This window comes from Streptomyces sp. NPDC096012 (assembly GCF_040426375.1).
Lineage (GTDB): Bacteria > Actinomycetota > Actinomycetes > Streptomycetales > Streptomycetaceae > Streptomyces.
The window spans coordinates 421,051-432,969 of record NZ_JBEOTD010000001.1 but is presented as its reverse complement, the minus strand read 5'-3'; the positions used below and the strand labels follow the sequence as shown (position 1 = coordinate 432,969).

The window sequence follows — 11,919 nt, the reverse complement described above, 5'->3', positions numbered from 1 at the left end:
AAGGAAAGTTACCGGCGGTACAACATAGGCTGCGGTCGTGGCAGAGGACGCAGAACACCCGGGTGCCCGGCGCGAGTACCGCATGGAGGAACTGGCGCGGCTGGCCGGCATCACCGTGCGCACCCTGCGCTTCTACCGCGAGCGCAAGCTGCTCCCGCCGCCTCGCCGGGAGGGCCGTATCGCCTGGTACGACGAGCACCACCTGGCCCGCCTGCGCACCATCGGCGCCCTGCTGGAGCGCGGCCACACACTGAACGGCATCGCGGAACTGGCCGAGGCCCTCGACCACGGCCGCGACGTCGCCGACCTCCTGGGCGTCGGCACCCCCACCGAGGAGGAGCCGGTCCGCCTGACCCCGGAGGAACTGGCCGCCCGCTTCGAGGGCGAGGTCACCCCCGAGAATCTCGCCGCTGCCATGAACCTGGGCTATCTCGGCACCGACGGCGACGAGATAGTCCATATCAGCCGCCGGCTGCTGGACGTCTCCTCGGCGCTGGTCCGCGAGGGCATCCCGCTCGCCGAGGTCCTGGCGGCCGGGGCCCGCGTCCGCGAGCACGCCGACGCCCTGGCCGCGCTCTTCTCCGACCTGATCCTGCGGCACGCCCCCGAGGAGGACCTGCACCGCCTGCGCCCGCTGGCGCGCAGCGTGGTCGAGGCGGAGCTCTCCCTGGCCCTGGACCGCCGGATCGGCAAGGACGAGCCCGGCTGACAGCGCCATCACCCTCGGGCAGCACATGGGCGCCGGTCCCCTACGGGTGGCAGGCGAGCGGCGGTCCCGCCACGCGTCGCGGACGAGCGGCGGCCTCCTACAGGCCCAAGACGAGCGCCGGTCCCCTTCAGGCCGAAGACGAGCGCCGGTTCCCTACAGGTCGTAGACGACGGTCACCGGCGCGTGGTCCGACCAGCGCTCAGCGTGCGTGGCCGCGCGCTCGACGAAGCCCTTGACCGCCCGGGCCGCCAGGCCGGGGGTGGCGACGTGGTAGTCGATGCGCCACCCGGAGTCGTTGTCGAAGGCGCGCCCCCGGTAGGACCACCAGGTGTAGGGGCCCTCGGTCCCGGGGTGCAGGGCGCGGACGACGTCGACGTAGCCGCCCTCCCCGACCGTGAGCACGCGCCCGAGCCATTCCCGCTCCTCGGGCAGGAAGCCGGAGTTCTTCGTGTTGCCGCGCCAGTTCTTCAGGTCGGCCTGCTGGTGGGCGATGTTCCAGTCGCCGCACACGACCACCTCGCGCCCGTCGGCGGCGGCCCGCTCGCGCAGCTCCTTGAGGTGGACCAGGAACTCGCCCATGAAGCGGACCTTCTCGTCCTGGCGCTCGGTACCGACCTCGCCGGAGGGCAGGTAGAGGGAGGCGACCGTGACGCCGGGCAGGTCCGCCTCGACGTACCGCCCACCGCCGTCGAACTCGGCCGAGCCGAAGCCGACCCGGACCCGGTCCGGCTCGCGGCGCGTGTAGAGGGAGACGCCCGCGCGGCCCTTGGCGGCGGCCGGGGCGTGCAGGACGTACCAGCCGTCGGGCTGCCGGACCTCCTCGGGCAGCTGGTGCGGCTCGGCGCGTACCTCCTGGAGGCAGACGACGTCCGCCGAGGTACCGGCGAGCCACTCCACGAAGCCCTTCTTGGCGGCGGCCCGCAGTCCGTTCACGTTCACCGAGGTCACAGTCAGCACCCGGGCACGATACCGGCACACTGGTCGAAGCCCGCAAAGCCCCGGGACCCAGTCCCCTGCATAGAAGTACGATACTCAGCATGCATATTCGTCGCGTTCGCTTCGACCACCCCGACGCCGTCAAGCTCAACGACGAGGTCCAGGCCGAGTACCACCTGCGCTACGGCGACGGCGGCGACGCCACCGTCCTCGACCCCGCGGACTTCGACCCGCCCCGGGGTGTGTACCTGATCGCGTACGACGCGGACGACCGCCCCGTCGCCACGGGCGGCTGGCGCAGCCAGGACAGCAACGACGAGGGCAACGAGGACGGCGACGCCGAAGTCAAGCGCATGTACGTCGTCGAGGGGATGCGCGGCCGGGGCCTCGCCCGTCGCATGCTCGCCGCCCTGGAGGAGGACGCCCGCATGGCCGGCCGCGTCCGCATGGTCCTGGAGACGGGCACCAAGCAGCCGGAGGCCATCGCCCTGTACACGTCCAGTGGTTTCGAGCCGTGCGCCAAGTTCGGCTACTACCGCCACTTCGAGGAGAGCCGCTGCTTCGCGAAGAAGCTCCGCAAGGCCTGAAGAGACCCTGGAAGACTCCGGGGCGCTTCTGTACGTGTAACTGGGATCACACCAGGCCCGCTTGAGCCTCCCGGGCTTCCCGGCGGGCCGGACCGACCGCGGACCGGCGCCACTTCGGGAAAGGACGAAGTCCCTGTCGGCTACTGCCGACAGGGACTTCATGGTGCGTGGACCTGTGGGGATTTGAACCCCAGACCCCCTCGATGCGAACGAGGTGCGCTACCGGACTGCGCCACAGGCCCTTGCAACGAGTGAAACTCTAGCATCCCGATCCGGCTGCTTGGAAATCCGCTCCCTGACTGGTCAGGGAGCGGGTCCCCGGAGCGGGCGGGGCGGCGCGCGCGGCCCGCGGGACGGGCCGGGCGGCCGCACCCGGGGTCACTCGTTGGCCGCGCGGGGCCGGTCGCCGTCGTCGTACTGGTCGAAGAGGGGCGTACGGCCCCGCTCGCGGGCCCGCCGCGCGGAGGCAGCGCGGCGCGCGTCGCTGCGGCCGTCCGCCGGCTTGTCCCCGGACACGGGCGCCTCCTCCTCGGCCTCCGCCACCGGTGCGTGGCCGGTCTCGTGCTCGGGCGCGATGGCGCTGGACCGCGCCGAACTCCAGGTGTCGGGCGCCCCGAGATCCACGTCGGAGGTGGCGCGCGGCGCGACCGGAGCGGTCACGTACGTCGGCAGCGGCACCGGCACCGGGTCCCAGCTGTCTCCGTGCCCGGGCCGCCGCTGCCGCTCACGCTGCTGGTCGACCCACTCGGCGTGGTCGGTCTGCTCGACGAGGGCCCGCCGGTCCGCGGCGAGGGCCGAAAGACCGGTCTCCGTGTCGCTCGCGGGTCCCTCCTCCGGTTCGTCGGCGCCGGTCCCCGCTTCGAGGGGGGCGCGCCGGTGCGGCAGGCGCTCCCGCTCGCGCAGCCGCTGGGCCGCGACCTCGGCGCGGCGGCGGTCCATCTGGTAGGCGAAGCGGCGACGCTCCTGCGAGCGCAGATAGGCGATGTAGGTGCTCAGCAGCACCGCCGGCACGGCCGGCACCCACAGGAAGGCGAGTCCTCCGACGGCCGCGACGATCGCGCCCAGGGAGAAGGCGAAGAACAGCATCACGGTGGTGCGCCGACGGCGCGCGAGCACCTTCGAGCGCTGGGCGCGTGCCGCGGCCGCCTGCGCCGACGGCGCGGACCGTGCGGCGGGCACGCGCTTCTGCGCGGGCACCGACCCGGTCGCACGCTCGGGTGCGCCGGAGGAGTTGCGCCCGGGCAAGAGGACGGACTTGGGCGCCGGGACGACGGCCGGGTCCTGCGCCGGCTCCGCGCCCGGGGAAGCCTCGGGCCCGGTGTCCGCACGGACCTGACGGCGCGTCGGAGGCACGGCGAAGGCCCGGACGTCCACCGAGTCGGTGACGGCGTCCGGTTCGTCGGCGTCCGGCTCCCCCTCCTCGGCGGAGCGCGCCCGCAGGTCCTTGGCGTATCGGCGCTCCATACCCGCCCGTCCGGACAGCAGCCGGATGGCGGTACTGAAGCGTTCCGTCGGACGGGCCTCGTTCAGCTCGTCCTGCCTACGGAGCCACATCGGCACCAAGTAGGCGGCCCAGGCCCCGACAATGACTGCGTAGATGAGGCCGCTGCTGCTCACGTCTCACACCGTAGAGGGGTTTGCGTGAGGCCATCCGCCAATTGGGCCGGTGTGTCGCACGATCCGGCTGATATTTCCAGCTTTTTTTGCGACCGATGCGATCAGACGACCGACCAGCCCATGAATTCAACGGACTGAGATGGTCAGCAGACGATCAATTTCGAACATATATTCAATTTCCCGGGGCTAGGTGGGATTCCTCGGAGTGTTCTGCCGATTCCACGGCGCTCCCGAGGCCCCCGAAGTCCCCGAGGCGTCCTGGGCGTCGGCCGCGCCGGCGCCCTCGGCCGGCGCCCCGGTGCGCCGCGCCTCGTGGGAACGCGCCCGACGCCAGCGCCCGAGCACCCCGTCGGGCACCTCTTCCGCGGTGAGTGCGAAGACCAGATGGTCGCGCCAGGCCCCGTCGATGTGCAGATAACGCGGCCGCAGCCCTTCCTCGCGGAATCCGAGTTTCTCCACCACCCGGCGGCTCGGCCGGTTCTCGGGACGAATGCAGACCTCGATGCGGTGCAGACCGACGGTGCGGAAACAGTGGTCCACCGCGAGCGCGACGGCCGTGGGCATCACCCCGCGGCCGGCCACCGCCTGGTCCACCCAGTAGCCGATGTGCCCCGAGCACATCGACCCCCAGGTGATCCCGGCAACCGTCAACTGCCCGACCAGGCGGCCCTGGTACTCGATGACGAACGGCAGCATCCGGCCCGCGCCCGCCTCGGAACGCAGGTGCCGGACCATCTGCCGGTAGGTCGGCCGATGCGTGATCGGTCCACTCGGTGTGGGCGGCGGAATGGTCGCCTCCCAGGGGCGCAGCCAGTCCCGGTTGCGCCGGTTCACCTCGCGCCAGGCCCGCTGGTCGCGCAGCTTTATCGGCCGGAGGACGACGTCGCCGTCCGCCAGCACGACAGGCCAGGAAGGGCTGTTCAGCTCGCACCCCCACTACCGGGTCCGGGGTGGTCGCCGCCGCGGAGCTGGTCGACGGCGTGGACCAGCAGCGGCTCCAGGACGGCCAGACCGTCCTTCACGCCGCCCGTGGAGCCGGGCAGATTGACGATCAGCGTCCGCCCCGCCACGCCTGCCAGGCCCCGGGACAGCGCGGCGGTCGGCACCTTCTCCCGCCCGTAGGCGCGGACGGCCTCCGCGATGCCGGGCACCTCGTGCTCGATCACCGCGCGGGTCGCCTCGGGCGTCCGGTCGGTGGGCGAGATGCCGGTGCCCCCGGTGGTGACGATGGTGTCGTAACCGGCCGCCACACCGGCGCGCAGCGCCGCCTCCACCGGTTCTCCGTCGGGGACGACACGCGGCCCGTCGACGGCGAACCCGAGGCGCCTCAGGCCGTCGGCGATCAGCGGGCCGCCCTTGTCCTCGTAGACCCCCGCGGCGGCCCTGTTCGACGCGGTGACCACCAGCGCGCGGTAGGTCATGCCCGGCTCCAGTCGCCCGACTTGCCGCCCGTCTTCTCCTCGACCCGTACGTCCGTGATGACCGCTCCCTTGTCGACCGCCTTGACCATGTCGATCACGGTGAGCGCGGCGACCGTCACCGCGGTGAGGGCCTCCATCTCGACGCCCGTGCGGTCCGTCGTCTTCACGGTGGCCTGGATCTCGACGGCGTCGTCCGCGACCGACAGGTCCAGTTTCACACCGCTCACCGACAACGGGTGGCACAGCGGGATCAGGTCGGGGGTCCGCTTGGCGCCCATGATGCCCGCGATACGCGCCGTGGCGAGGGCGTCACCCTTGGGCACCCCCTCGCCGCGCAGCAGCTCGACCACGCGGGGCGAGACGAGGACCCGGCCCGTGGCGCGGGCGGTGCGCGCGGTCACGTCCTTGCCGGATACGTCGACCATGCGGGCCGCGCCCGCGTCGTCGAGGTGCGTCAGTCGGTCGTGCGTGCTCATGATCTGTGGCGCTCCCGGTCCGGGCCCGTCGCGGTGCGGAGCACGGGCCTGTCGTGCGCGACACGGTACCGCCAAGCCGGCGCGCGCACCGGACCAGGATCGCCCCGTGGACGGGCAGGCGCGCGTCAGCCGAGCGGCAGGACCTCCACCTCGCTGCCGGGCTCGACGGATTCCGTGTCCTCGGGGACGACGATCAGCGCGTCCGCGTGCGCCAGCGCGGCGATCAGGTGGGAGCCCGCGCCGCCGACGGGGGTCACCTCGCCGTCGGCGTACGCGCCGCGCAGGAACTGGCGCCGTCCCTTGGGCGAGCGAAGGGCCTCGTCCGCCCGCAACGTGGCCCGCACGGGCGTCCGGTGGACGTCCGGCAGGCCCATCAGGGCCCGGATGGCGGGGCGGACGAACAGCTCGAAGGAGACGTACGACGACACGGGGTTGCCGGGCAGCGCCAGCAGGGGTGTGTGGTCCGGGCCGATGGAACCGAAGCCCTGGGGCTTGCCGGGCTGCATGGCCAGCCTGCGGAACTCGACGCCCGCGCCCGCCTCGTCCTCGTCGCCGACGGACGACAGCGCCTCCTTGACGACGTCGTAGGCACCGACGCTGACCCCGCCCGTGGTCACCAGCAGGTCGGCGCGGATGAGCTGGTCCTCGATGGCGGAGCGGAGCGTCCCGGCGTCGTCGGCGACGGCACCGACCCGGTAGGCGATGGCGCCGGCGTCGCGCGCGGCGGCGGTCAGGGCGAAGCTGTTGGAGTCGAAGATCTGGCCGGTGGCCAGTTCCTCGCCGGGCTGGACCAGCTCGCTGCCGGTGGACATGACGACCACGCGCGGGCGGGGGCGCACGCGCACCGTGCCCCGGCCGATCGCCGCGAGCAGCGCGATCTGCGGCGGGCCGAGGATCGTCCCGGCCTCCAGCGCGAGGTCGCCGGCCCGCACGTCGCTGCCCTTGGCGCGCACATGCGCGCGTGCCTCGGCGGGACGGTGCACGCGCACCTGCCCCTGCGCGCCCTCGGGGGCCAGGCTGCGCGCCCGCATGCCGCTCACCGGGCCCTCGCCGAGCCCCCCGTCGGTCCACTCGACCGGCACGACGGCCTCGGCGCCCGGCGGCAGCGGGGCGCCGGTCATGATGCGGGCGGCCTGGCCGGGCCCCACCCGCACCGGCTCCGCCGCGCCCGCCGCGACGTCCCCGACGACCTCGAGAGCGGCCGGGAACTCCTCGCTGGCACCCGCCACGTCCGCGACCCGGACCGCGTAACCGTCCATGGAGCTGTTGTCGAACGGCGGCAGCGACACCGGCACCATGACGTCCTCGACCAGGACGCAGCCCTGGGCGTCGAGGAGTTGCAGCTCGATCGGCTCCAACGGCCGGACGGTGGAGAGGATGTCCTCCAGGTGCTCCTCCACCGACCACAGGTGGTCCTGATCGGCGGTGTGGGTCGCGGCGCTGCTCAAGACTGCTGCATCTCCTCGGCTACGTACCTGCGAAGCCAGGCCCGGAAGTCCGGTCCCAGGTCTTCACGTTCGCATGCGAGTCTGACAATGGCACGCAGGTAGTCGCCACGGTCCCCGGTGTCATAGCGGCGCCCCTTGAAGACGACGCCGTGCACCGGGCCGCCGACCTTCTCGTCCTGGGCGAGCTGCTGGAGCGCGTCGGTGAGCTGGATCTCGCCGCCCCGGCCGGGCTCGGTCTTGCGCAGTATGTCGAAGATGTGCGGGTCGAGGACGTAGCGGCCGATGACCGCGTAGTTCGACGGGGCGTCCTCCGGGTCCGGCTTCTCGACCAGGCCGGTCACCTTCACGACGTCGCCGTCGGTGGTGGTCTCCACCGCCGCGGAGCCGTAGAGGTGGATCTGTTCGGGCGCCACCTCCATGAGCGCGATCACGCTGCCGCCGTGCTGCTCCTGGACCTCGATCATGCGCTGGAGCAGCGGGTCGCGCGGGTCGATCAGGTCGTCGCCGAGGAGGACGGCGAAGGGCTCGTGGCCGACGTGCGGGGCAGCGCACAGCACGGCGTGACCGAGGCCCCGGGGGTCGCCCTGGCGGACGTAGTGCATGGTGGCCAGATCGCTGGACTCCTGCACCTTCGCGAGCCGGCCCGCGTCGCCCTTCTTCTGGAGCGCCGACTCCAGCTCGTAGTTGCGGTCGAAGTGGTCCTCGAGGGGACGCTTGTTGCGTCCGGTGATCATGAGCACGTCGTCGAGCCCCGCCGACACGGCCTCCTCGACCACGTACTGGATCGCGGGCTTGTCGACGACCGGCAGCATCTCCTTGGGAGTGGCTTTGGTGGCCGGCAGGAACCGGGTGCCGAGGCCTGCTGCGGGGATGACAGCCTTGCTGATCCTGGGGTGCGACTGAATCATGCCCGCAACCTTATCCGGTGCCTTGAACGCGAATCTGTGGCTCCGGTTGGTTGAGCCTCATACGACTGCATTCGTGAAGAAGGGTGCGAGAACGACCAGTGGAACACGTCGGACGTACTGGCAAGCCTGACAAGCGCACGTTGCGGCAGGATCTCCTCGCGGTGAGGAACAGGTTGACGGGCGATGACGTCCGGGAGGCCGGCCACGCGCTGGCCGAGCGCGCCCTGCGGCTGCCCGAACTGGCGCGTGCCCGCACGGTGGCGGCGTACGTCTCGGTGGGGACGGAGCCCGGCACGCTCGCCCTGCTGGACGTCCTGCGCGCGCGGGGCGTACGCGTCCTGCTCCCCGCGCTCCTGCCCGACAACGACCTGGACTGGGGCGAGTACACCGGCCCGCACTCCCTCGCCCCGGTCCGGCACGGCGGGCGGATGGCACTGTACGAGCCCTCCGGCGAGCGCCTCGGTCCGGACGCCGTGGCGGAAGCGGACGTCGTCCTGCTGCCGGGGCTCGCGGTGGACTCCCGCGGGATGCGCCTGGGGCGCGGCGGAGGCTCGTACGACCGCGTACTGGCCCGCCTGGAGCGCGCGGGCCGGCACCCCCGGCTGGTGGTGCTGCTGTACGACGCGGAGGTCGTCGCTCACGTCCCCGTGGAGGCGCACGACAAGCCGGTGCACGCGGTGGTGACACCGTCCGGCGCCCACCGGTTCCCGGGCGCCTGAGCGGGGGCGGCCGCCGGTTCACGGGCGCCTGAGCGGGCGGCCGCCGGTTCACGGGCGCGCTTGATCGGGCTCACCGGTCCACGAGTGCCTGGCCGGGTGCCCCCGGTTCACGAGCGTCTGGCCGAGTGCACCCCGGTTCACGAGCGTCCGGCCGGGTGCCGCCCGCACCGCCTCACCCTGCGCGGGCGGCCCCGCATTCGCGCCCGCACCGACGCGGAACGGCCCCCCACGCGCGCGTGGGGGGCCGTTCCGGCGGTTCGGGTCAGCGGCTCACGGCTTGAGGACGAGGGTGTCGCTCGTGCTCTGGTCGACCGCCTTGCCCGAGAACGACCAGGGCAGCAGCTCGCCCTTGGCCCACTTGCCCGTCTGGTCCGTGTAGTGCGCGCTGAACGCGTGCCCGGAGGCGCCGGTCAGGTTGATCCACTTGGACTTGTCGAGGTCGGCGAGGTTGACGACCATCCGCATGGACGGCACCCAGACGACGTTGTAGCCGCCGGCCGCGTTCCAGCCGGTCGCGTTGACGCTGGCCTCGCCGCCGCTGAGCTTCCAGGGTCCGCGGTTGAGCACGTACTGCAGCACCTTGGGACCGTCGGTGCCGATCGTCTGGTTCTTCAGGAACAGGCGGTGCAACCGGCCCCAGCTCCAGGAGTCGATGTCCTTGCCGAGCTTGGCGGTCAGCTCCCAGCGGGCGTCGATCATGGCGCGGGCGAAGAGCTGGTCGCGGTTCTCCGCGGCCGGCCGGGTCCCCGACTTGGGCGTCTTCCACCAGTCGCTGTCCGGCTTGTCCAGCAGCGTGCGCACGACCTCGAACCAGCGGTCGCCGCCGTCCGGCTGCGCCTGGTCGGCGTCGCGCTGGCCGCACTCGCGCACCTTGGTGTCGTCGTCCACCGGGCCGGTGCTGTCGATCTTGTCGACCCACAGGCACTGGCCCTTGACGCGCAGCTCCTTGGGCAGCTTGTTGCCGAAGGCGAGCTTGAGGACGTTGCGCCAGACGGCGTTGAAGTAGGCGGCCGCCGCGGAGTCGGCGTCCTGGGTGTAGTCCCAGCCCTCCAGCAGCTTCTGCGCGTCCCGGACGTTCCTGTCGGCCAGGTTGATCTTCAGCAGCCTGGGCACCAGGAGCTTGGCGATCTCGCTGCTGTTGTCCAGCTGCATCTGCCGCATGTCGTCGGTGGAGATCTTGCCGCCGTCCTTGATCTTGGACTCGATCAGGTCGGTGATGCGCTGGCTGCGGGCGCCGTAGCCCCAGTCGGTGGTGAGCGTGTACGGGTACTTGTCCGCGTCGACCACGGCCTGGTTGGCGGTGACGATGTAGCCGCGCCCGGGGTTGTACTCGTGGGGCAGCTCGTCCTGCTTGATGAAGCCGGTCCACCGGTACTTCGCGTCCCAGCCGGGCGCCGGGATCGAGCCGTCGTCCACGGAGGAGCGCGTCGGGATCCTTCCGGGCAGGGTGTAGCCGATGTTCCGGGTGTCGGCGTAGACGAGGTTCTGCGACGGCACGTCGAACAGGGCGGCAGCCGCGCGGAAGTCGTCCCAGTTCGCCGCCTTGTCGAGGGCGAACACGGCGTCCATGGAGGTGCCCGGGTCGAGCGCGGTCCACCTCAGGGCGATGCCGTAGCCGTCGCCGCGGTCGGGTGCGGCGGTGTTGACGGTGGCCTTCCTGCCGACCTGGACGAGTTCGTCGTCGCGGTCGGACAGCAGCGGCATCCCGTCCCGGGTCTGCCGGACCACGATGGACTTGGACGTGCCGCCGGCGACCCTGATGGTCTCCTGGCGGGTCGTGAACGGCCGGACCTTGCCGTCGTACAGGTATCCGTTGGCGGTGACCTTCTCCAGGTACAGGTCGGTGACGTCGACCCCGGAGTTGGTCATCCCCCAGCCGATCTGCGCGTTGTGTCCGATGATCACACCGGGCATGCCCGCGAAGGTGTAGCCGCTGACGTCGTACTGGCACTTGCTGGAGACGGCCCGGCAGTGCAGGCCCATCTGGTACCACACGGACGGCAGCGACGCCGACAGGTGCGGATCGTTGGCGAGCAGCGGCTTGCCGGTGATGGTGTACCGCCCGGACACGACCCAGGAATTGGAGCCGATGCCCTGGCCGTTCACTCCGACGGCCGTCGGTACGTCGTCGAGGACCTTGTACAGGCCCGCCAGCTGGCTCGTGAGGGCCGTTCCGCCCGCGCCCGAGGCGGAGGAGCCGGTCGAGCCCGTCGTGCCCTGAGAGGCGCCCGTGCCGCCGTTCTGCCGGAAGGTCTTGGCCAGCTCGTCGTACCGGCCTTCCTGCACGATCGGCTTGTTGCGGCCGTAGGGGTACTTCGGGTAGAGGTCCTGGATCTGCTGCGGGCCGAGGCGGCTGGTCATCAGCGCGCGGTCGATCTCGTCCTGCATGTTGCCGCGCAGGTCCCAGGCCATCGCCTTCAGCCAGGCGACGGAGTCGACCGGGGTCCAGGACTGCGGCTTGTAGTCGTTGGTGAAGCCCAGGGCCGCGTACTCCAGGGAGATGTCCTTGCCGTCCTTGCCCCGGAGGTAGGCGTTGACCCCCTTGGCGTACGCCTGGAGGTACTTCTTCGTGGAGGCCGACAGCTTGGTGTCGTACTCCTCCTTGGCGACCCGGTCCCAGCCGAGGGTCCGCAGGAACTCGTCGTTCTTCACCTGGCTCTTGCCGAACATCTCCGACAGGCGCCCGGAGGTCATGTGCCGGCGCACGTCCATCTCGTAGAACCGGTCCTGCGCCTGGACGAAGCCCTGCGCCATGAACAGGTCCTCGTCGGAGGAGGCGTAGATCTGCGGGATGCCGTAGCCGTCCCGCTTCACGTCGACCGGCCCGGACAGGCCCTGGAGCGTGATCGAACCCTTGGTCTGCGGGAAGGAGGCGCGGACGGTGCTGATCGACCAGTAGCCGCCGTAGGCCACGCCTCCGATGACGGCGAGCACCAGCACGAGCACGAGCAGTCGGGCTTTGCGCCCCTTCTTCCTGCCGGACTTGACGGACGTGGCACCAGTGGTGGCGGTGTCACCCGTTGTGGCGGTGGTGTTGGGGGGCATCGCTGTCCTTGCTGTCCTAACGCGAGCGGCAGGTCGGGCTGTGACTTTGAATG

General features: G+C 71.6%; 11 protein-coding genes and 1 tRNA gene. 3 read left to right on the top strand and 9 right to left on the bottom strand.

Annotated elements, in window-relative coordinates:
* The first annotated feature begins 82 nt into the window (after positions 1–82).
* On the top strand, positions 83–709 hold the full coding sequence (locus tag ABVB68_RS02070; protein WP_353599153.1) for a MerR family transcriptional regulator: 627 nt from the start codon (positions 83–85) through the stop codon (positions 707–709).
* A gap of 153 nt (positions 710–862) precedes the next feature.
* On the opposite strand, the gene ABVB68_RS02065 is transcribed toward ABVB68_RS02070, so the two are convergent.
* Entirely contained in the window at positions 863–1,666 is an 804-nt protein-coding gene (locus ABVB68_RS02065) for an exodeoxyribonuclease III (RefSeq protein ID WP_353599069.1), read from the bottom strand.
* An 80-nt stretch (positions 1,667–1,746) separates the two neighbouring features.
* On the opposite strand from ABVB68_RS02065, the gene ABVB68_RS02060 reads away from it, so the two are divergent.
* Positions 1,747–2,232: a GNAT family N-acetyltransferase gene (locus ABVB68_RS02060; protein ID WP_353599068.1), complete on the top strand. Its 486-nt coding sequence runs from the start codon at positions 1,747–1,749 to the stop codon at positions 2,230–2,232.
* Positions 2,233–2,400: 168 nt separating this feature from the next.
* Here ABVB68_RS02060 and ABVB68_RS02055 read toward each other — a convergent pair.
* The 7 genes from ABVB68_RS02055 to galU form a co-directional block, all read right to left on the bottom strand.
* Positions 2,401–2,474 (bottom strand) — tRNA-Ala (locus ABVB68_RS02055).
* Positions 2,475–2,610: 136 nt separating this feature from the next.
* Entirely contained in the window at positions 2,611–3,849 is a 1,239-nt protein-coding gene (gene sepX / locus ABVB68_RS02050) for a divisome protein SepX/GlpR (RefSeq protein ID WP_353599067.1), read from the bottom strand.
* Between the two features lie 186 nt (positions 3,850–4,035).
* A complete protein-coding gene (locus ABVB68_RS02045; protein WP_353599066.1) occupies positions 4,036–4,749 on the bottom strand; it encodes a GNAT family N-acetyltransferase in 714 nt (237 codons plus the stop codon).
* Between the two features lie 20 nt (positions 4,750–4,769).
* On the bottom strand, positions 4,770–5,270 hold the full coding sequence (locus ABVB68_RS02040) for a MogA/MoaB family molybdenum cofactor biosynthesis protein (RefSeq protein ID WP_353599065.1): 501 nt from the start codon (positions 5,268–5,270) through the stop codon (positions 4,770–4,772).
* Entirely contained in the window at positions 5,267–5,746 is a 480-nt protein-coding gene (gene moaC, locus ABVB68_RS02035; RefSeq protein WP_353599064.1) for a cyclic pyranopterin monophosphate synthase MoaC, read from the bottom strand. The genes ABVB68_RS02040 and moaC overlap by 4 nt, the downstream gene beginning before the upstream one ends.
* Positions 5,747–5,871: 125 nt before the next feature.
* On the bottom strand, positions 5,872–7,194 hold the full coding sequence (gene glp / locus ABVB68_RS02030) for a molybdotransferase-like divisome protein Glp (protein WP_353599062.1): 1,323 nt from the start codon (positions 7,192–7,194) through the stop codon (positions 5,872–5,874).
* The gene (galU, locus tag ABVB68_RS02025) at positions 7,191–8,102 is read right to left on the bottom strand and encodes a UTP--glucose-1-phosphate uridylyltransferase GalU (RefSeq protein ID WP_353599061.1); all 912 of its coding nucleotides are present in this window, start codon (positions 8,100–8,102) and stop codon (positions 7,191–7,193) included. The genes glp and galU overlap by 4 nt, the downstream gene beginning before the upstream one ends.
* Positions 8,103–8,200: 98 nt before the next feature.
* Here galU and ABVB68_RS02020 point away from each other — a divergent pair, with 98 nt between their 5' ends.
* Positions 8,201–8,821: a 5-formyltetrahydrofolate cyclo-ligase gene (locus tag ABVB68_RS02020; RefSeq protein ID WP_353599060.1), complete on the top strand. Its 621-nt coding sequence runs from the start codon at positions 8,201–8,203 to the stop codon at positions 8,819–8,821.
* A gap of 270 nt (positions 8,822–9,091) precedes the next feature.
* On the opposite strand, the gene ABVB68_RS02015 is transcribed toward ABVB68_RS02020, so the two are convergent.
* Entirely contained in the window at positions 9,092–11,866 is a 2,775-nt protein-coding gene (locus ABVB68_RS02015) for a penicillin acylase family protein (RefSeq protein ID WP_353599059.1), read from the bottom strand.
* Between the last annotated feature and the right edge of the window lie 53 nt (positions 11,867–11,919).